19 protein-coding genes are annotated in these 19,070 nt (G+C 58.5%); 10 read left to right on the top strand and 9 right to left on the bottom strand.

The window, feature by feature from the left end; genetic code table 11:
- The first annotated feature begins 544 nt into the window (after positions 1 to 544).
- Positions 545 to 1,168, top strand: coding sequence for a DedA family protein (locus ACNAZS_RS09040; RefSeq protein ID WP_415788375.1), 624 nt, complete (start codon positions 545 to 547; stop codon positions 1,166 to 1,168).
- Positions 1,169 to 1,178: 10 nt separating this feature from the next.
- Here ACNAZS_RS09040 and ACNAZS_RS09035 read toward each other — a convergent pair whose 3' ends face one another.
- Both ACNAZS_RS09035 and ACNAZS_RS09030 read right to left on the bottom strand, forming a co-directional pair.
- Positions 1,179 to 2,534, bottom strand: a complete 1,356-nt coding sequence (locus ACNAZS_RS09035; RefSeq protein ID WP_415788373.1) for an alanine/glycine:cation symporter family protein — start codon at positions 2,532 to 2,534, stop codon at positions 1,179 to 1,181.
- A gap of 137 nt (positions 2,535 to 2,671) precedes the next feature.
- A complete protein-coding gene (locus ACNAZS_RS09030; RefSeq protein WP_415788372.1) occupies positions 2,672 to 3,439 on the bottom strand; it encodes a YdcF family protein in 768 nt (255 codons plus the stop codon).
- Positions 3,440 to 3,656: 217 nt separating this feature from the next.
- Here ACNAZS_RS09030 and ACNAZS_RS09025 point away from each other — a divergent pair, with 217 nt between their 5' ends.
- Positions 3,657 to 4,295, top strand: coding sequence for a hypothetical protein (locus ACNAZS_RS09025; protein WP_415788370.1), 639 nt, complete (start codon positions 3,657 to 3,659; stop codon positions 4,293 to 4,295).
- A gap of 57 nt (positions 4,296 to 4,352) precedes the next feature.
- Here ACNAZS_RS09025 and ACNAZS_RS09020 read toward each other — a convergent pair whose 3' ends face one another.
- On the bottom strand, positions 4,353 to 5,246 hold the full coding sequence (locus ACNAZS_RS09020) for an AraC family transcriptional regulator (protein ID WP_415788368.1): 894 nt from the start codon (positions 5,244 to 5,246) through the stop codon (positions 4,353 to 4,355).
- Positions 5,247 to 5,389: 143 nt separating this feature from the next.
- On the opposite strand from ACNAZS_RS09020, the gene ACNAZS_RS09015 reads away from it, so the two are divergent.
- Positions 5,390 to 6,145: an SDR family NAD(P)-dependent oxidoreductase gene (locus ACNAZS_RS09015; protein WP_415788366.1), complete on the top strand. Its 756-nt coding sequence runs from the start codon at positions 5,390 to 5,392 to the stop codon at positions 6,143 to 6,145.
- Between the two features lie 40 nt (positions 6,146 to 6,185).
- Here ACNAZS_RS09015 and ACNAZS_RS09010 read toward each other — a convergent pair whose 3' ends face one another.
- The 4 genes from ACNAZS_RS09010 to ACNAZS_RS08995 form a co-directional block, all read right to left on the bottom strand.
- Positions 6,186 to 6,695: a hypothetical protein gene (locus ACNAZS_RS09010; protein WP_415788364.1), complete on the bottom strand. Its 510-nt coding sequence runs from the start codon at positions 6,693 to 6,695 to the stop codon at positions 6,186 to 6,188.
- Between the two features lie 42 nt (positions 6,696 to 6,737).
- Positions 6,738 to 7,865 (bottom strand): aminotransferase class V-fold PLP-dependent enzyme, encoded by a 1,128-nt coding sequence (locus ACNAZS_RS09005; protein WP_415788362.1) that lies wholly within the window; start codon positions 7,863 to 7,865, stop codon positions 6,738 to 6,740.
- A 232-nt stretch (positions 7,866 to 8,097) separates the two neighbouring features.
- Positions 8,098 to 8,547, bottom strand: coding sequence for a PA2169 family four-helix-bundle protein (locus tag ACNAZS_RS09000; protein ID WP_415788360.1), 450 nt, complete (start codon positions 8,545 to 8,547; stop codon positions 8,098 to 8,100).
- Between the two features lie 322 nt (positions 8,548 to 8,869).
- The gene (locus tag ACNAZS_RS08995; RefSeq protein ID WP_415788358.1) at positions 8,870 to 9,358 is read right to left on the bottom strand and encodes a MarR family winged helix-turn-helix transcriptional regulator; all 489 of its coding nucleotides are present in this window, start codon (positions 9,356 to 9,358) and stop codon (positions 8,870 to 8,872) included.
- A gap of 44 nt (positions 9,359 to 9,402) precedes the next feature.
- On the opposite strand from ACNAZS_RS08995, the gene ACNAZS_RS08990 reads away from it, so the two are divergent.
- From ACNAZS_RS08990 to ACNAZS_RS08970, 5 genes are all read left to right on the top strand, one after another.
- Positions 9,403 to 10,917: an FAD-dependent oxidoreductase gene (locus ACNAZS_RS08990; RefSeq protein ID WP_415788356.1), complete on the top strand. Its 1,515-nt coding sequence runs from the start codon at positions 9,403 to 9,405 to the stop codon at positions 10,915 to 10,917.
- Positions 10,914 to 12,146: an MFS transporter gene (locus ACNAZS_RS08985; protein ID WP_415788354.1), complete on the top strand. Its 1,233-nt coding sequence runs from the start codon at positions 10,914 to 10,916 to the stop codon at positions 12,144 to 12,146. The genes ACNAZS_RS08990 and ACNAZS_RS08985 overlap by 4 nt, the downstream gene beginning before the upstream one ends.
- 128 nt (positions 12,147 to 12,274) lie before the next feature.
- On the top strand, positions 12,275 to 12,778 hold the full coding sequence (locus ACNAZS_RS08980; RefSeq protein ID WP_415788352.1) for a sigma-70 family RNA polymerase sigma factor: 504 nt from the start codon (positions 12,275 to 12,277) through the stop codon (positions 12,776 to 12,778).
- Positions 12,779 to 12,783: 5 nt separating this feature from the next.
- Positions 12,784 to 13,749, top strand: a 966-nt coding sequence (locus tag ACNAZS_RS08975) for a FecR domain-containing protein (RefSeq protein ID WP_415788350.1), incomplete at its 5' end; no start/stop codon positions are given.
- 214 nt (positions 13,750 to 13,963) lie between these two features.
- Positions 13,964 to 16,294: a TonB-dependent siderophore receptor gene (locus tag ACNAZS_RS08970; RefSeq protein ID WP_415788348.1), complete on the top strand. Its 2,331-nt coding sequence runs from the start codon at positions 13,964 to 13,966 to the stop codon at positions 16,292 to 16,294.
- Between the two features lie 43 nt (positions 16,295 to 16,337).
- Here ACNAZS_RS08970 and ACNAZS_RS08965 read toward each other — a convergent pair whose 3' ends face one another.
- Both ACNAZS_RS08965 and ACNAZS_RS08960 read right to left on the bottom strand, forming a co-directional pair.
- Complete coding sequence (locus ACNAZS_RS08965) at positions 16,338 to 17,021, bottom strand: haloacid dehalogenase type II (RefSeq protein WP_415788346.1); 684 nt, start codon at positions 17,019 to 17,021, stop codon at positions 16,338 to 16,340.
- A 21-nt stretch (positions 17,022 to 17,042) separates the two neighbouring features.
- Positions 17,043 to 17,849, bottom strand: a complete 807-nt coding sequence (locus ACNAZS_RS08960) for an SDR family NAD(P)-dependent oxidoreductase (RefSeq protein ID WP_415788344.1) — start codon at positions 17,847 to 17,849, stop codon at positions 17,043 to 17,045.
- 225 nt (positions 17,850 to 18,074) lie between these two features.
- Here ACNAZS_RS08960 and ACNAZS_RS08955 point away from each other — a divergent pair, with 225 nt between their 5' ends.
- Together ACNAZS_RS08955 and ACNAZS_RS08950 are read left to right on the top strand one after the other, a co-directional pair.
- Positions 18,075 to 18,620, top strand: coding sequence for a helix-turn-helix domain-containing protein (locus tag ACNAZS_RS08955; RefSeq protein ID WP_415788884.1), 546 nt, complete (start codon positions 18,075 to 18,077; stop codon positions 18,618 to 18,620).
- Complete coding sequence (locus tag ACNAZS_RS08950) at positions 18,617 to 19,039, top strand: VOC family protein (RefSeq protein ID WP_415788342.1); 423 nt, start codon at positions 18,617 to 18,619, stop codon at positions 19,037 to 19,039. The genes ACNAZS_RS08955 and ACNAZS_RS08950 overlap by 4 nt, the downstream gene beginning before the upstream one ends.
- Positions 19,040 to 19,070 lie beyond the last annotated feature (31 nt).

Here is a 19,070-nt window from a genome sequence, read left to right as displayed (position 1 = left end):
ATGTGTACAAGAGACAGNCGCGAGTACTGCACTACTGGCGATAAGACTGCGACGAACTGGGTTGTGCGAGTTGTCCATAAAGTTCTCGTGTCAGGGGGGAAAGGGTGAGGGCATCGTAGGTCGCAGCTCCGAGACGCGGTAGGCATACCGCAGGAAGCACGCTGTTGCATTGCGCGCACCAATACCGTCGATACACGAGGTGTTCGTTAACGTACGTTGAGAGAAGACAGCGATTGATCCAGCCCTTGCTACGGCGACACCAAACAAACGCCCGTCCCCTCGCACAGGCTCATTCTTTGATTGTTGTCATTCGTGCAACACCATGCGTCCTTTCCGAGTCCTACCCTCGTTCAAGCTGGGCCTCTAGCATCAATGCCGATGGTGCAAGACAGGACGCGCCGACCAAGACCAGTGGTCTCAGTCTCGTTGCATCAAACCGAGATCGCGACACACACTGCGTCGCGGCGTGTGTCGATTTACTCCTCACCTGATAGGCGAAGCATTGTGAAAAAAGAAATTTTCAGCACATCGACAGGAGCTCGCCATGCCGCCGCATGAATGGATCGCGCAGTACGGTGCGCTGCTGGTGTTCCTTAATGTCCTGGGCGCGTCCCTGGGCCTGCCTCTGCCCGTCATGCCGACGCTGATCGCGGTCGGGGCCAGTTATGTTCCAGGCGCGACAGGTTCATGGACGATTGCCTTGCCGCTTGTTCTCATGCTCGGCTTGGCCGTCCTGGCAGGTGTACTGGCAGATCTGATTTGGTATCGCGGCGGCATGCGCTACGGCACTCGCACACTGAACACGGTGTGCAGCCTAACGCTCTCGCGCGATGCGTGCGTTAGCAAGACCGAGAGAGTCTTCGGGCAATGGGGGGTGCGCCTGCTGATCGTGGCGCGGTTCGTTCCCGGCCTGTCGCTCGTCGCCGTGCCGCTGTGCGGCGCGATGGGGGTTCGCTTGCGTTCCTTTATCTGGCACGACTGCGCCGGACTAGCCCTATGGGCTGCGACAGGGCTAATCCTGGGCATCGCGTTCGCGGCCCAGATCCAAGACCTGCTGGCGGTACTGTCCGCCATGGGCGAGCAGACGCTGATCGTAATCGGCGCTGCCGTCGCCCTCTACCTGGTGTACCGCTACGCGCGGCGCGTACGAACGACCAACGCGCCCTAGTTTTACCTGGCTATTGCTCGGATTCGCGTTGGGCGAAATGCTCGCGCGTCAGCTTGACAACCACCGGCGACAGCATCACCAGGGCAATCAGGTTGGGAATGGCCATCAGGCCGTTCAAGGTGTCGGCCAACAGCCAGGCGAAATCTAGTTGCGCTATGGCGCCGAACGGCACGGCCAGCACCCAGATAATGCGGAACGGGAAAATAACGCGCACCCCCACCAGGAATTCCCAGCACCGCTCGCTCAGGTAGCTCCAGCCCAGGATGGTGGTAAAGGCAAAAATCGCCAGCGCCACCGCGATGATGTATTGACCGACACCAGGCAGGGCGGCCTCGAATGCCGCCGACGACAGCACCGCGCCGCTGTCGCCGCTGGTCCACAAGCCCGAGCACACAATGACCATGCCGGTCATGGTGCAGATGACAATGGTGTCGATGAAGGTGCCAATCATGCCGATCATGCCGGAACGCACCGGGCTGCTGCTGGCGCCCGCGGCCTGCACGATACCGGCCGTGCCCAGCCCTGCTTCGTTCGAGAAAATGCCGCGCGCCACGCCATAGCGCATGGCGGCCATGACAGCCGCGCCGGCAAACCCGCCCGTGGCCGCCACCGGCGAGAAAGCATGCGTAAAGACCAACTGAAACGCTGCCGGAATGGCATCGGCCATCACTACCAGCGCAGCCACCGAGGCGACGATATAGGCAACGCACATGAACGGCACCAATGCCTCGGCCACCGCACCGATGCGCCGGATACCGCCCAGCACCACCATGCCGATCAATACCATCGTGACCACACCAGTGACCCAATCGGGTACGCCGAAAGATGCGTGCAGGGCGTCGGACATACTGTTGACCTGCACCATGTTGCCAATGCCAAAGCCCGCCAGGCCGCCGAACAAGGCGAACAGCATACCCAGCCACGCCCACTTGGGGCCCAGGCCATTGCGAATAGCGTACATGGGTCCACCGGTGAATTCGCCGCGCGGATCTTTTTCCCGGTAATGCACGGCCAGCAGGACTTCGCTGTATTTGGTGGCCATGCCCACTAGCGCGGTCACCCACATCCAGAATAGCGCGCCGGGGCCACCCAGGAAGATAGCGGTAGCCACACCCGCAATGTTGCCGGTGCCCACCGTGGCGGCCAGGCTGGTCATCAGCGCCTGAAAGGGACTGATTTCGCCGGTATCGTCGCCCCGCTTGGTACGGCTGCGCCAGGCCAGCCGGAAGCCGGCCGCGATCTTGGTCAGAGGCATGAAGCCCAGGCGCAGCATCAGGTATAGCCCTGTGCCCAGGATAAGCACCAGCATCGGCGGCCCCCATACCAGGCCGTTGACGCTGTTCACAACAGAATCCAGGAATTGCATGGGTGCGCTCCTATTGGATGGATTGGTTTTCGGGCGATCTCACCAGCCGCGCGCGGCGCGATCGTGACATCGTACAGGACAGAATCGCCGGCGAACAGATGTCCTGATACCGGTCTGAGGGCAGCTGGGTACGGTCATCATGCGACCGCGACAGACGGGCCAGGATTCATCTTGGGTGGATTCCAGCCCATCATATTGTAGAGATAGTATCGAGCGATTCCGATATATTCGTGTATAGCGAAATCCGTTATGGCGAAGTTATACGCCAGGGGAAATACCGACGAAACTGGACTTAAATAGTCGGCACGTACAGGTATCGCAGACACACCAAAATGTTCAAAGTAGAGCAGACTACGTCGCATATGAATTCCTGATGTCACCAGGACGATGCGGTTAGCGTCATACTGCTTAAGCATTTGGCTCGCGAACTGGGCGTTTTGCCATGTGTTCAGGCTTGCCAACTCGAGCATGACGTCGGATGCATCGACACCCAGGCCAAGCACTACGCGTTTATAGATTTCCGCCTCTGGTAGGCCTACCTTTGAGGCATCACCACCGCTTAAAAGCAGTTTGCATTCTTCACTGGTCTTTCGGCAATTTGAGTAAAGCCGGGCCGCCTCCACCACTCTGGCATATGAAAACATAGCAGGCTCAACGCTATGTGTGATTTTTTCCGCGCCCGCGCCAAGCACCACAATCACATTGCGGTTACCCCAGGCGACACTCTGCTTGCGCGCGAAGCCGGATTGCAGACTCTCTGTGAACCAACCCGCAAGTGGACCACACCCTACCGACAACACATATATGGCCAATGCTGCGCAAACAACTATCCCTGTACGCCACCATTTTAGTGCTGCGCAACTCACAGCAATGACGACAAGCAATATCAATACGAAAAATGTCACGCAAAGTTCCTCTGCTGGCAGCACCTTGCTACAAAACGAATTCTAGCGAATACAACACCAGAGAAAAGACTCTTGTGTGTCGCACTGTATCTGCCCTTACCGAAGATACGTTGCACGCTTAAAACCTCACTTACGCGACATATCGGAGATACGCCAGACCCTTGTAATGGCACCCATCGACACACGCATGACACACCATTCCTACAGGGACAACCCCATGAATAAAGAGACTGCCTTTCGCTACCTGCACGGCTGGAAACTGTTCGGCTTGATCGCGCTGACCGTGGTAGCGTTCACGATAGGCACCATGCAGCTGTATCCCGACTGGGTCGACAGCGTCAGAAGCGCCATACGTGTCACCGCGCGGACCTCATTCATCCTGTTCCTGACGGCATTCGTGGCGTCAGCGCTGGCTGTACTGATTCCATCAGGCTTCACGCGCGGCCTGGTACGCGAGCGCCGCTATATCGGACTGGGTTTTGCGCTCTCGCATCTGGTGCATGCCATCGCCATCTACACTTATGGACAATTGAACGTTGAATTCTGGCCTGCCCGCAATTGGATCGCCAACGCGCCCGGATCGACAGGCTACCTATTCATCATCCTGATGGCGCTGACCTCGTTCCAAGGGCCCGCCAGCCTGATCGGTCCCGTGGCCTGGAAGCGCCTGCACGCCACTGGCATGTGGGTCATTGTCGCGGTGTTCTGCTATTCGTACTTCATGCGCATCCCCATGGACTCCGTCTATGCAATCCCCTATAGCATTCTGGCCGCCGCGGTCGTGGTACGTCTGTTGGGTAAACAAGCACAGGCCGTAAGGCGGCGCCAGTCTGCGCTAGCTGCGAGCCAGGCCTAACAATTGTGGGGCGGGATAGCGGCTGACATGACAACGGCCATCGAACAGCCAATAGACCTAGGCGGCCGACTGCATTCGGGTCTTGGCTGTCTTGATGTCCCGAGCCGGGGGCTGTCCGAACATACGGCCATACTCGCGTGTGAATTGCTGCACGCTCTCGTATCCCACTGCGTGGGCGGCGTTACTGATCACAACCCCATCGGCGAGCATGATGCGGCGCGCTTCGATCAGTCTAAGTTGCTTCTGAAACTGCAGCGGCGTCAGAGAGGTGATCGACCTGAAATGCTCGTGAAACGAGGACAGGCTCATCCCTGCGACCTCGGCCAAACGCTCTACCCGGAGTTGCTGGGCGAAGTTGCTCCGAATGAGTGCCACGGCGCGGCCCACACGTTGCGCATAACTATCAGCGACCCCCAGGCTACGAATTGCGCCGCCATGGCGGCCCGACAATAACCAAAAATGCAGCTCTCTCATGGACTGAGCCAGAAGAACGGGCATTGAAGCCGGTCGATCAAGCAGACGCAGCAAGCGCAACACGGTGTCCGCCACCTCGGCCTCGGTGGCGTCGACCCGCACGGGTTCGCCTGCTGCAAACGGCACGGCGCCGATCTCGACGACCAGGTTCTCGATCAGTGCCAGATCGAGCTCAATAACGAGCGAGATGTAGGGTTTACTCATATTGGCGCGGGTGATCTGGCTCACGGTAGGCACGTCCGCCGTGATCAATAGCGACTGCCCAGCGCCAAACTCAAAAGTCTCGCGTCCCATGGTGACCCGCTTGCTGCCTTGCAGCACTAGCGCAACCAGGGGCCTGTTGATGGCATAGAGCAACGCGCTTGGGCATGTCGCGCATATCAATGTGAGGCCCGGGACGGGCGTTTGGGCAACGCCGTTTTCGTCTGCGTGCGCCTGTACATAGCGATTGGCCGTTTCGAGCAAGAGGGTGTCCATGGAAGGATGCTAAATCACCTGGAAATCGAGAGCAATGATGCGCGGAGAAATAGGCAAAAACGACCGAGAATCCGGCAACACCGCTGACAACCGGTCAAGCATAGTTAAGTCCATGCCGTACCCCATTTTCTAAGGAGTTATTAATGACCACGATCTCAATCGTTACCGGCGGCAGCCGAGGCCTGGGCCGCAACACCGCTGTCAGCATCGCACGTCGCGGCGGTGACGTTATTCTCACCTATCTCAACGGTGCCGAGGACGCCAAAGCTGTCGTAGCCGAAATCGAAGCGCTGGGCCGTAAAGCTGTCGCATTGCAGCTTGACGTCGGTAACGCCAGCACTTTTCCCGCCTTCGTCGAGCAGGTCAGCGCCGCGCTCAAGACCACTTGGGGAGTGAATACGTTTAACCATCTCGTCAATAATGCCGGACACGGTGCGATGGCCAGCATCGCCGAGACGACAGAGGCCCAGTTCGACTCACTGTTCAATGTTCATGTCAAAGGCGTGTTCTTCCTGACGCAGAAGCTGCTGCCGCTACTGGCAGACGGTGGACGCATCGTTAACTTTTCATCGGGCTTGACCCGCATTGCAGCGCCCGGCTTCTCGGCCTACTCGGCGGCCAAGGGGGCCATTGAAACGCTGACGGTCTATCAGGCCAAGGAGTTTGCCAGTCGCGGCATCACAGCCAACACCATCGCCCCAGGCGCAATCGAAACCGATTTCCTGGGCGGTACCGTGCGTGATACGCCTGCCTACAATGATGCCTTTGCAAGCATGACCGCTCTTGGCCGCGTCGGCGTGCCGGATGACATTGGCCCCGCGGTGGCTAGCCTGCTCCACGCTGACAATCGCTGGGTGACCGCCCAGCGTATTGAAGTGTCGGGCGGCCAGAGCATTTAACGCGATGCCCTATGCCTCAGTCCTGTTGCGATAAGCGCCGTTAAGTCGTAGCCTCTTTCGAATACCAGCTCTGCGGCATCTCGAAAAGACCATCATCTCGTCGTGCACGCAGGTACTGAAGTTCCTCTGGCGGTATCACCATCTGCAACCATTGGCCGTCACCCGCCGGATCCAGCCCTGGACCGCCGTTGTTGTACAGCGCAGCCTTCAAAAATCCCAAATCACCGGGGTTCATGATGTTCCACCTGCAGTGCAGCAACGGGCGCGTGGCATAGATCTTCAGAATCGCCCGCTTGGCGCTGCTATCGAGCCATGGATTCTTCGCCTCGCCGGTAAGCAGGCTGATCATCTGAACAAAACGTGACTGGTGCGTACGGGCCGGTGCCGTCGCCTGTTCGGCGCCCCAGTGCGGCAGCTTGCCATTCATTTTTGCGACATAGAATCCTCGACCGATCTGCCCCGTTGGCGGCAAGAACCGCTCCTGGACCCCTACAGTGAGAATGTTCACGGCCGACGTCTCGCTCGTGCCGTGATAGCCAATAAAGTACATGCAGATCCTCCACGTTGCGTTAGGTTGAGGTTTAGACGCCCATCAGGACATGGCGTCCAGTGCCTGCTTCAGACTACCCACTGTACGATCCAGATTGTGCAGCTTGTCCAACCCGAACAACCCCAGCCGGAAGGTCTTGAAGTCGCTGGGCTCGTCGCACTGCAATGGCACACCCGCGGCGGCCTGGATACCTACCTCGGCGAATTTGCGAGTCGAATGTATGCCGTCATCATCGGTGTAGCTGACCACAACGCCAGGCGCGGTAAATCCGTCAGCCGCAACACTCTTGAAGCCCTTGTCCCGCAGCAAGGCACGCACCGCATCGCCTAGCGCCTGTTGTTCGGCGCGCACTTTGTCCAGACCATAAGCCTCGATTTCTAACATGACATCGCGCAGAACACTCAATGAGTCGGTGGGCAAGGTGGCATGGTAGGCATGGCCGCCCCCTTCATAGGCCTCCATGATTTGCAGCCATTTGCGCAAGTCGGCCGCAAAGCTGGTGCTGACCGTGTCGCCGATACGTTGACGCGCAGCATCACCCAACATGACCAGACCGCAGCATGCCGATGCCGTCCAGCCCTTCTGGGGAGCGCTGATCAAGATATCAACGCCGACCGCCTTCATGTCGACCCATATCGTGCCCGACGCAATGCAGTCCAGAACGAAGAGCCCACCCTCAGCGTGCACCGCATCGGCGACTTTGCGCAGGTAATCGTCGGGCAGAATGATGCCCGATGCGGTTTCGACGTGCGGTGCGAACACCAGATCGGGTTTGTGCTGCTTGATGGCCGCTACGACTTCATCGACCGGCGGCGGCATGAAAGCCGCCTGCCTGTCGGAGTTTTGGGGACGCGCCTTGAGCACGACCGTTTCCGAGGGAATGCTGCCCATGTCAAAAATTTGCGTCCAGCGATAACTGAACCAGCCATTGCGGATGACCAGACAACGCTTGTTCGTGGCAAATTGACGCGCGACAGCTTCCATGCCAAAAGTGCCGCTGCCCGGCACAACGATGGCGCACGAGGCGTTATAGGTTTGCTTCAGCACCCTGGAAATGTCTTTCATCACGCCCTGGAAAGCGTTCGACATATGGTTGACGGCACGATCGGTGTACACCACCGAGTATTCCAGCAAACCGTCCGGATCTACGTCAGGCAACAGACTGGGCATGTTTTGTCTCCTAAGTGTTGGACTCGCATCGCCCCGAACAGCACTCAGGACGTCTGGCGTTCGATCCAGTTTATACCGACCTCGCCATGCTCGCGCAGCCGGTCAGTCGAATCGACGAACGCCTACCGCATAGTTGGCGACCGCAAACGCTATAAAGATGAGCCCACTGAGGTGCCGTTGCACCGCGTTCACAGCACAAAAAAAACCCGGCAACCGCCGGGCGTGTAGGGCGCTACTTCGCGTCTTTGTAGCGGTTGCGCAGGTCACGGATTTGGTCATGGTTGCGCAGCACACCCTGATACTGACGCTCGACGATTGCGCGAATGTTCTCCGGCAGTTCCTCTTTCAACGCGTCGCTGTACTGGGTCTTAGCGACGTCTTCGCCGCGTTCGCACTCTTCCAGGATGGAGAGGTCGCTGCGGCCGGTGACGGCGGCCTTCACGTTCGTCCAGCCGCGATGCACAGCGCCGGCAACCGTGCCGCTGTCTTCGGGCTTGCCGCCCAATTGGTCCACCACGGCTTGCAGTTCGGCAGCCCCGGATGCGCAGTCGCGCGCGCGGTTCTTGAACAGCAGTTGCAGTTCAGAGTTCTTAGTGTCCTCGGCGGCGGCGTCAAAACCTTTTTCGCCGTTTTTGGAAGTTTCAATAAGATTATTCAATACCTTCACAACATGGTCGGCCATAGCATTCTCCATAACGGTTAACGGTTGTAGGGGTGAAACTCCCCTCTAGCCGCCATGGCTCCGCAAGTACTGTGCCCGATAACCAAGTCCCAGGGGACGCGCTCGACGTCCAAAGAACGGGCCCGCGCCCACGCAGTGGGTACTCTCTGCGTTAAAGCGGTGAGATCAGAAGTAGAATTTTCTCATTGGGGACTACCCTGACGGACAGGAAAACGAAGGCGATTATCCCGTACCGAACCATTCGCTGCTGCTTTCACGCTATCGCAAGTTTGTTGCAACGCCGCACATATATGGCGCGCTTGGCTTGCTCTTGGATCCCAGATCAAGAACCCGCTGACGGTCCTTCTTCCATGGCATCCGCAAATTTTCGCATCAGTCTTACGAAGACATCGAGTTCGTCTGCGCTCCAGTCCTTGAAGATCACTTGGCCCATTCGCGCGCGCGCAGCGTCGATGCGGTCTGTCATCGCCTTTCCCTTCGCGGAAATGACCGCCTCGCGCACACGACGATCAAGAGGACTTTCTCGGCGCTTCACAAGACCCAGACTGTCGAGCTTGGCGACCTGCCTGCTGATAGTGGTGTAGTCGCGTCCTGAGCGCTCAGCCAGTTCCACCACACCGATCGGCCCCAGTCGCTCGATACCCACGAGTACGGAAAACAGTGCGCGATCGAGTCGGATGCCGGCTTCTTCGATCATCTTCTCGTCGTTCTGTGGCCGGTTCAGCGCACTGACGATGCTGATCAGCGCGCCGTGCAGCACCTTCACCTGTTCAGAAATATGTGTATCTTGCACTTTTTTATTGGACGACATAATATAGCTCCTATTAAGTGCATATTACACATATTGAGACTAACATGACAAGTCAATCCATGACCGACGTACTCATTTGCGGCGCAGGCGCGGCCGGCCTCACTCTTGCCATTGAGCTCGCGCGACGTGGCGTCTCGTTTCGGCTGATCGATAAGATGGCCATGCCGTTCGCTGGCTCACGTGGCAAGGGCATCCAGCCGAGGACACAAGAAATCTTCGAAGACCTGGATATTCTCGACAAGGTGGTGGCAGCGGGGGGGCTCTACCCGCGGCAGCGCATTTACCAAGACAACGGTAGTCACCTGGATTCAGACATCGTCGGGCAGGTCGATCCGACGCCGGCCGAGCCTTATCAACTGCCATTGATGATTCCGCAATTTCTGACGGAACACATCATGCGTGGGCGGCTGAACGAACTGGGCCATCGGGTGGAGTTCGGCTGCGAATTGCTCAGCTTCGAGCAGGGTGGCGGCGGCGTCACCGCGCAGGTTGCGGGCCTCACAGGTGAGGAGATCCTCCACGCTCGCTATCTCGTCGGCGCGGATGGCGGGCGCAGCTTCGTCAGGAAAACGCTCAACGTGGGCTTCCCTGGCAAGACGCTAGGCGTGCACGCTCTCGTGGCGGATGTCGTACTGACCGGGCTCGAGCGCAGTGCATGGCACCAATTCAACAACGGCGACATGGAGCGGATGATGGCGATCTGCCCCCTCGCCGGAACCGATCTCTTTCAGATCCAGGCGCCGATTCCACCGAATGCGCAGACGGACTTGTCGGCCGCAGGGCTGACCGCCTTCATCGCCGAGCGTACAGGACGCGCGGACATCATAGTACGCATGGTGTCCTGGACCTCGGATTACCAGATGAACGCCCGCTTGGCCGACCGCTACCGTGTGGGCCAGGTGCTTTTGGTGGGCGATGCCGCCCATGTGCAGCCGCCCACTGGAGGACAAGGTCTAAACACTGGTGTGCAGGATGCCTACAACCTGGGCTGGAAGCTCGCGGCCGCACTAAGGGGTGCGAGGGAAGACCTTCTCGACAGCTACGAGGCCGAGCGCCGTCCGGTGGCCGAGGCCATGCTTGGTCTTTCGACCCGATTGCTCGATGCGCAGAAACAGGGCCGGATTCACCGCGGACGCGAGGTTCACCAGCTCGATATCGGCTACCGGGACTCGCCGCTCGCAAAGGGACTTCCCGAGCGCAACGCTGGCATTCGGGCCGGGGATCGCGCGCCGGATGCGCCGATACGGGGTGCGGCGGGCCAGCCATCGAGACTGTTCCAACTGTTCCAAGGGCCGCACTGGACGCTGCTTGTCCATGAGGCCAGACTTGAGACGATGAAGCCACGACCGGGGCTGCATGTCCGACATATCGGCCCAAGCGGCGATGTCATCGACACCTGGGGTCACATCCGCGATGCCTATGGGTTGGCGCCGGGCGAGTGCGTGCTGATCCGCCCGGACGGATATGTCGGCGCGACCTTTGACGCAAACCAGACCGCGAAGCTTGGCATCTACTTGGCCCGCATGGGGGTGGTTTCTCTCGGAGCAGAGTCGAATTGAGAGCCACGAACGTTGCCGCAGCAGGGCTTGACTGGCGCTTGATCCTGCCGGTCTTCGTGATCGTCAGTATGTATGCCGCCAGTATGGCCGCTGTCATACCCGTGCTGCCCTTCTACGTCCGGGAGATGGGGGGCTCTCCACTGATCCTTGGCATCGTGATCGCGACAGAGGCCTTTAGCCAGTGTTGCTCGGCCCCCGTCCTCGGCCAGCTTTCCGACCGCTTCGGCCGCAAACGAATTCTTCTTGCGAGCCAGATCGTCGCGGCAGCGAGCCTCTTGTTGCTTGCATGCGCACCGAGCATTTTTTTCATTCTGCTTGCCCGTGCCCTGTTCGGGATGACCGCTGGGAATCTATCGGCCGCCGTAGCCTACGTCGCCGATTACTCTGACACAAAGCATCGACGGCAAGCGATCGGCATGCTGACAGGCGGAATCGGTTTAGGAGGAATCATCGGCGCAGGCCTTTCGGGCCTTTTATCCGACACATCATTGACCCCACCGATCTATGCCGCCCTCGGCTTGATGATTTTTTCCGTCGTTGTGACCTTCTTCCGACTGCAAGGCGGGCAAGCAGGGCCCCGCCATCAGGGTCAAACCAACAGAGAGAGACTCTCGTTCCGTGCCATCCTGGGATCACCCGCGATCCGAATACTGATCATCGTGATGTTGTGCCATTTTTTCGCTTTCGGCATGTACACCTCGCAGATGCCCGTCTTTCTTGCGGATACCTTCGTCTGGAATGGCCATGCCTTCGGACCGAGGGAACTGAGCTACATCATGATGGCCGATGGCGTGATCAATGTCCTTGTCCAACTGTTCCTGTTGGGTTGGCTGGGCACATACTTCACCGAGCGAAACTTGATCATTTTGATCTTCGGTCTGTTGGGCCTCGGATTCCTGACGACAGGCCTGGCCACCACTATCCCCGTTCTCGCCTTTGCAGTGCTTTGCGTCAGCACAGGCGACGCCCTTGCCAAGCCTACCTACCTTGCTGCGCTGTCCGTCCACGTTCCACCCGAACGGCAAGGAGTCGTTATAGGAGCGGCACAAGCACTAATCGGGGTGACAGATATCGTATCGCCAGTGCTGGGAGGCTTTATTTTGGGACATGCGCTTTACGGGGTCTGGATCGGCGTCGCTGTGGCTGCCACCCTTGTTGGAGCCACCGTGATGATTGCTCAGCTCCCGAAGCGGGATCACGAATCAATAGCCAAGGCCGATGTGACGTAGGAATGGCTGCGACATAGTGGCTAGCAGGACCTTGCTACGGAATGAATTCTGATCTAGCACCCGTTGTTCAGCGTGCACATTTATGAAAATGGTTATTATTAGCATTTTCATCCACCCCTTTCTCTGCCATGTCCGCAGACCCTCCGCCCAATAACCATGCTATCGAGGATTTGTACGTCGAGAATCACCTCTGGCTGCAAAAGTGGCTACGCAGCAAACTGGGGTGCGTACACCACGCGGCCGATCTGGCCCAAGACACGTTTGTCCGAGTACTCGGTAAAAGCGAAGCCATCCACATCCGGGAGCCGCGTTCTTATCTCGTGACCATCGCCAATGGATTGGTATACGACTTTCGCAGGCGCCAGCGGTTGGAAGAGCGCTATCTGGAGGCATTGTTGCAATTGCCAGAACCGTTACAACCGTCACCGGAGACGCGGGCGCTTCAATTAGAGGCTCTGAGCGCCCTTGACGCACTGCTTGACCAACTACCGGCAGCGGTGCGGCGGGCTTTTCTGCTGTCGCAGCTCAGCGGATGGACACACCAGCGCATTGCCGCCGAACTACGACTCTCTGTCGCGACGGTAAAACGCCATATCGTACGTGGGCTCGCGCAATGCTGCCTGCTTCCTTGATCCNNCCCCCCCACCCTGCTCTGGACCCGCGTCTCGTGCGCAGGGCGTCGCAATGGTGGGTCGATTTGCAGTCTGAGGATGCGACGACCTCGCTGCGTCAAGCATGTCTCGACTGGCGAGAGGCGAGTCCGGAACATGAGCGCGCGTGGCAACGCGTGCTGGCGGTGACGGGGCAACTGCGTAGTGTCCCCGAGCCGTTAGTTCAGGCAACACTGTTAACACCCCGGCAGGCGAACCGACGCCAAGCAATCAAAACGCTATTGTTGCTGGTAGGCGTAACCGGAGCAGGGGTAGCCACGATTCGTGTAGCCCCTTGGGTAGACTGGCGTGCCGACGAATCCACGCGAATCGGAGAATCTCGTCACGTAACGTTGCCCGACGGGTCTCAGGTCGTGCTGAACACAGACACGGCCATCGATGTGCGCTATGACACGGCTGAACGCCGGCTAGCGCTGTTGCGCGGAGAAATTCTAGTCACGACTGCGGCGGATGTCGCGTCTGATGCCCGTGCCTTTTTGGTGGACACGGCCCATGGGTCATTACGTGCCCTGGGGACACGCTTTCTGGTGCGGCAAGATCACGGCGATAGTGAGCTGCAGGTCTATGAGGGTGCGGTGGAAATCCGCGCCACGCGCAGCGATTCCGCAGCCGAAGTTGTGCACGCAGGTTCCCGCGTGCGTTTCGACGATATGCACGTTACGCGCTTCGGTCCCGCCAATCAAACAAGCGCCAGTTGGACCCGTGGCATGCTGGTGGTTACGGAGATGCCTCTGCGCCAATTCTTGCGGGAACTGTCCCGATATCGACGTGGCCATTTGGGCTGTGAAGACCAGATCGCGTCGCTGCGGGTCTCTGGAACATTTCCGCTCGCGGATACGGATCGAGTGCTGCGCGCGCTTGAATATGAGCTACCGGTCGATGTGCACCGCTACACGAATTATTGGCTCACGCTGCGTGCGCGCTCTTCGTGATTCCACTTTTTTTTCAATAACGTGAGCTGTTTGCGTTTTTCGTTCGGCTTTACAGATAGAAGCCTCAATTTCTACCTGACCCAAGGACGTCGCTATGACCCTAGGCAAGCTGAACAGATCACTATTCTCAACAACCCGCACCCTTGTCGGGTGGCACCTCGTCCGTCACTCGTACCGAAAAATGCTCACGAGAGTCGTGCCGGGGCTCGCGGCAATGTCTCTGGTCACCCCGGTGTACGCTCAAATCACCGAGGCCATCTACGATCTGCCACCGGGCGAGCTGGGACAAACACTCACGCGCTTCGGTAACGAGGCGGGAATTCTGCTGACGTTCGATAACGCGCTGGTAGTGGGTAAACAGACAGCAGGTCTACATGGTCGCTACAGCGTGCCGCAGGCGTTGTCGGCGTTGCTAGCCGGCACTCAATTGGAATCGGTTTCGCGTCCAGATGGCAGTTACTCATTGCGTCAACGCCCCGCGACCGGTGCGGCGGCGGAGCTACCGGCCGTCACCGTAATAGGCGCAAGCACTGACCGCCCAGATCTGCCCGCGCCCTATGCGGGAGGGCAGATCGCACGCGGCGCCGGGATGGGCGTATTGGGTGATCGGGACATCATGGATATACCGTTTTCGGTGAACAGCTATACCGTGCAAACGATCGAGAACCAACAGGCGCAGAGTGTGGCCGACATCGCCGCCAACGACCCAGCAGTTCTCAATGTCGATCCAACGAATGCCAGTTACGCCAACACATTCACCGTACGGGGCCTACTACTGGGTAACGGATCGATCGGCTTTAACGGCCTGTTCGGTCTGGCACCAAATAATCAAACCACATTGACCGGTATCGAACGCGTAGAAATCATCAAGGGGCCCACCGCATTTCTAAACGGCATGTCGCCTAGCGGTACCGGCGGAGCGATTAATTTGGTTCCCAAGCGCGCGGGGGATACCCCACTGACATCGTTCACGGCCAGCTATTTGTCCGATTCGCAGTTCGGCGGCCATCTGGATTTCGGCCGCCGTTTCGGGCCGGACAATCGTGTCGGTATTCGCCTGAATGCGATGTATCGGGACGGCGACACATCGGTCGACCAGCAATCACAACGGCTTGGCACCTTTACGCTGGGTGTGGACTATCGTGGTGAACGGTTTCGCTTGTCGGCGGATCTAGGCTATCAAAATATGCGCACTGACCGGGCGAACAGCACCATCGCCCCGGCCGTCGGACAGCCCATCCCAGATCCGCCGTCCGCGCGCAAGAGCTTTATGTCACCCTGGAATTTTGTCGACACCGAGGACACGTACGGCATGCTACGCGGTGAGTTCGACATTAATACGCGGTTGACCGCGTATGCCAGCCTCGGTCGCAGTAACACCGATTGGAAGCAGGCCCTTGATTTCGGAACTCAGTTGCAGGAAAACGGAGATTTCCTCAGCACCAGCCGCATGAATTTTACCGGTATCGAACGCACCGTCGGCGAAGCCGGCCTGCGAGCACGGCTGGATACGGGGCCCGTGCGACACGACGTCAGCGTCAGCGTGAACGGCTACAAGGCGGATCGCACAAGTGCGGGCACGATAACGCTCGGCTCGATCGAGTCCAATATCTATGATCCGGTTTTTCTAGAAAAACCCGACCTGACTACCCCCTCGCGTAACCGCATCAGCAAGACAGTGCTATCAGGTTACGCGCTGTCCGACACGCTATCCATCCTGGACGAGCGCGCCCAATTGATGCTGGGTCTGCGCAAGCAAAGAATCACCGCAGACAACTACAACATCGCGACCAACGAGCGCACGTCACGCTACGATAAAACAGCGTACACACCGACTGTTGGCGTGTTGTTCAAACCGACGGAAACCATTTCGTTATACGGAAGCTATATCGAAGGTCTGCAACAGGGCGCCGTCGTCGGCGCGAGTTACGCAAACGCCAACGACGTCCTTGAACCGTATCTCTCGAAACAATACGAAGCCGGCGTCAAGGTCGACTGGGGGCAGCTCAGCACAACACTGGCTGCATTCCAGATCAAGCAAGCATCCGCCATTGTCAACCCGATCTCCAATACATTGACTGGCGATGGAGAACAACGTAGTCGCGGAATAGAACTCAACGTGGCAGGCGAGCCGGTGCGTGGCGTGCGCGTGATGGGGGGTTACATGCTGCTCGATGCGAAACTCACCGAAACGACACAAGGCATCAATGATGGCAAGACAGCGCCAGGCACGTCGCGTCACCACTTCACGTTAGGCGTGGAATGGGATACGCCTTTTGTCACCGGACTGACACTGACCTCTCGTGTGATGCATGCCAGCCGGCAATATGTTGACGCCGCCAATACACAGTCCATCAAGCCATGGACCACTATGGATCTCGGGGCGCGCTACATTGTAGAGCGTTCAGGAGGGCATCCGATTACCCTGAGAGCAAACCTGCGTAACGTGTTCAACAAGAGTTTCTGGACCACATACCCTGGAGCTGGCACATTGAATATGAGCGAGGGACGCACACTGATGCTCTCGGCAACGATGAATTTCTGAACCTATCTGGGGCGTGCCCAGCACGCGCGCTATAGCGATGTCGTCAACACCGGCCGGCGTCGATCAATGCGGGTAACTCGTCCAGGCCCGCAACCACGACGTGAGGCGTGGCGCCCAGTTCGTCGAATGTATTGTCATGACGGTTTATCCAGCAGACGTTGAATCCGAAGTGACGCGCACCCGACGCATCCCATGCATTTGAAGACACAAAGAGAATTTCGTCCGCCGTTAATTCCAACGCTTGGCACGCGAGCGTGTAGACCCGTGGGTCGGGCTTGAATACACCGACACGCTCGACACTGAGCAAATGCGAGAAATTATCTTGCAGGCCCGAACTCGTGACGACGCTCTGAATCGAGAAATCCGATCCGTTCGACAAGATGGCCAGCGGCAGTCCCATGTCGTTCAGCCGCTGCAATGCATCGGGGACTTCGGGATAAGCCGACAGGTTCAAATAAGCCTTGCACAGCGTGTCGCAAGTCGCCGTGTCCAGATCGAGTTTCAGGTGCCGGCAACTGTAGACAAGCGCGTCATGCGTCGCTTGCTCAAATGAAATGTACTGCCCCATCAGGCTGCGCAGCCACGTGTATTCGAGCTGCTTTTGCCGCCACATGACACTGAGCTGCATGCCTCGTCCGGGATAGAAGGCCTCGCATTGCTGCACGACCGAATGGACATCGTATAGCGTTCCGTAAAGATCAAAGACGATAGCCTTCGTACGCGTCATGGTGAACTCCTTCGTAGGATTTCAGAGAGCGGAATGGTCCTTGACCGCCTCGGCAAGTTTGGGCTTTAACGCCAGGAACCGCTCATCCACTGAGGCCGGGTCAGATCGGTTCTGAGCAATCATGGCGGTGCGAATCTCGCCGCCCCGGATCACCTGCAACGCTTCGGTCTCGATACCCTCGACGATCGCCTGGGCGACCGCGGAAGCCGGTTCGCGGACAAAGCCCATATCCGGACCTGCCCGCGAAGTCGTCATCATCGGCGTATCTGTCGCGCCGGGATATATCGTCAGGACGTGAACGCCCTCACCCTTCAACTCCCGGCGCAGCGCCTCGCCAAAGTGCGAGATCCCGGCCTTGACGGCCGCATAGCTCGCGTAGAACGGCACCCCCACCAAGGCGATGCCGGATGAGACGTTCACAATCATGCCCTCGCCCGAGGCGCGTAGATGCGGAACCGCCGCACGCGCCAGTAACATGGGGGCCAGCAGATTGACCTCTATCATCTTGGCAATGTCGCTTTCGGCCGTGTCTTCGATTCGTCCCGCACGCACGCCACCCGCATTGTTGATCAGGATGTCCAAGCCGCCCATGGACGAGAGCGCACCCTGCAATGCCCGATCCCGGCCTTCCGCGGTTCCCACGTCGGCGTCCGTTCCATCCATCCGCCCCCCTTCAGCGCGCAGCAGCTTGACCGCCTCTTGCACGACATTCCCGCGGCGCCCCACGATAAAGACCGTGGCTCCCTTGCTGACGAGCTCCGCGGCGGTGGCCAGGCCGATACCGCTAGATCCGCCGGTAATCAGGATTCTCTTTCCCTGTACGTTCATTCATTTCTCCAAACCTGGCGTTTTAGATCAATTGATCCAAAATAATCCAATCAATCAAAATTTACAAGCCTGTCGCCGTTCAGGAATCATCGGGAATGGGTTGATCAACCATGTTTGGCTGGAAGATGGAGGCGGGTAATTCGCCTCGGCCGACGCCAGCGCACGGCTATTCGAGAATCAAGTTGGCCCTACACTACCCACATACTGACTGCCTTGCTAGAACTCATGCCCCCTCTTGCAGACCATAGCGCCCAGCGGCTTGTCTCGTCTTTTGCACCGACCGATTTCGATCAATTGCAGGATCCCGTTCTGCTGCGTCGACTGCTACGTGCCAAGGACTGCATGGATGCCACTGCACACGAGGCTTGGCCGGTAAAACGCCTGGCCGCAGTCAGCGGCGTTTCTGAAGCCCATTTTTCCCGTTCCTTCAGGCGGGCCTTTGGTATACCGCCGCATCGCTACCTGTTGACAAGGCGTATTGAGCAGGCGAATACCCTACTGCGCGACACGGAACTCAGCATCACCGAAATAGTCTTCGCCACTGGCTGGAATAGCTTGGGCACCTTCGGGCGTGTCTTTCAGGACATCACCGGCCGGAGCCCCAGTGCTATGCGCCGGGAAATGCGAGCCTGCGTGCAGCAAATCGACCGCGTACCCGGCTGCGTCCTGAAGGCCGCACAGCGCCCGGATCTTACAATCGCAGTTTTGGAGAAGCGTCGTCGCGTGGCCAAGGGTAAATTTGCGCCATCAACCAAGGAGAACGCGTCATGAACCAAGGTGTTAGCGTAATGGGTTTGTATGTCAACGACCAGGAAGAAGCGCTCGAATTCTACGTCGGCAAACTCGGATTCCATGTCCATACGGACGTACGTAACGGTTCCTACCGGTGGCTTACCGTCCAGCATCCAGATCAGCCCTCGTTCCAGCTCGGCCTGTTTACGCCCGGCCCACCCATTCACGACGATGCGACCGCGCAAACCCTGCGCGCGATGGTCGCCAAGGGGGCCATGCCGCCCGCCGTTCTCGCTGTGTCCGACTGCCGCGCCAGCTATACCCGGCTAAAAGCTAACGGTGTGGAATTCACTCAGGAGCCGGTAGAGCGTTACGGTAGCATCGACGCTGGTTTCCGAGATCCCTCGGGCAATGGCTGGAAGATGATCCAGGCTGCGTCAAACGACGGTACTGCCTAGCTCTTATCGACCATCGCCTTTAATACCTGCC

Source organism: Bordetella tumulicola (assembly GCF_965138755.1).
GTDB lineage: Bacteria > Pseudomonadota > Gammaproteobacteria > Burkholderiales > Burkholderiaceae_B > Bordetella_A > Bordetella_A tumulicola.
This window is presented reverse-complemented; position numbering and strand designations above follow the sequence as displayed.

Bases quoted from the DNA above. Each gene is read 5' to 3' on its own strand.
- ACNAZS_RS09040 (WP_415788375.1), top strand. From the start codon at position 545: ATGCCGCCGCATGAATGGATCGCGCAGTACGGTGCGCTGCTGGTGTTC.
- ACNAZS_RS09035 (WP_415788373.1), bottom strand. From the start codon at position 2,534: ATGCAATTCCTGGATTCTGTTGTGAACAGCGTCAACGGCCTGGTATGG.
- ACNAZS_RS09025 (WP_415788370.1), top strand. From the start codon at position 3,657: ATGAATAAAGAGACTGCCTTTCGCTACCTGCACGGCTGGAAACTGTTC.
- ACNAZS_RS09020 (WP_415788368.1), bottom strand. From the start codon at position 5,246: ATGGACACCCTCTTGCTCGAAACGGCCAATCGCTATGTACAGGCGCAC.
- ACNAZS_RS09015 (WP_415788366.1), top strand. From the start codon at position 5,390: ATGACCACGATCTCAATCGTTACCGGCGGCAGCCGAGGCCTGGGCCGC.
- ACNAZS_RS09010 (WP_415788364.1), bottom strand. From the start codon at position 6,695: ATGTACTTTATTGGCTATCACGGCACGAGCGAGACGTCGGCCGTGAAC.
- ACNAZS_RS09005 (WP_415788362.1), bottom strand. From the start codon at position 7,865: ATGCCCAGTCTGTTGCCTGACGTAGATCCGGACGGTTTGCTGGAATAC.
- ACNAZS_RS09000 (WP_415788360.1), bottom strand. From the start codon at position 8,547: ATGGCCGACCATGTTGTGAAGGTATTGAATAATCTTATTGAAACTTCC.
- ACNAZS_RS08995 (WP_415788358.1), bottom strand. From the start codon at position 9,358: ATGTCGTCCAATAAAAAAGTGCAAGATACACATATTTCTGAACAGGTG.
- ACNAZS_RS08990 (WP_415788356.1), top strand. From the start codon at position 9,403: ATGACAAGTCAATCCATGACCGACGTACTCATTTGCGGCGCAGGCGCG.
- ACNAZS_RS08980 (WP_415788352.1), top strand. From the start codon at position 12,275: ATGTCCGCAGACCCTCCGCCCAATAACCATGCTATCGAGGATTTGTAC.
- ACNAZS_RS08970 (WP_415788348.1), top strand. From the start codon at position 13,964: ATGTCTCTGGTCACCCCGGTGTACGCTCAAATCACCGAGGCCATCTAC.
- ACNAZS_RS08965 (WP_415788346.1), bottom strand. From the start codon at position 17,021: ATGACGCGTACGAAGGCTATCGTCTTTGATCTTTACGGAACGCTATAC.
- ACNAZS_RS08960 (WP_415788344.1), bottom strand. From the start codon at position 17,849: ATGAACGTACAGGGAAAGAGAATCCTGATTACCGGCGGATCTAGCGGT.
- ACNAZS_RS08955 (WP_415788884.1), top strand. From the start codon at position 18,075: ATGCCCCCTCTTGCAGACCATAGCGCCCAGCGGCTTGTCTCGTCTTTT.
- ACNAZS_RS08950 (WP_415788342.1), top strand. From the start codon at position 18,617: ATGAACCAAGGTGTTAGCGTAATGGGTTTGTATGTCAACGACCAGGAA.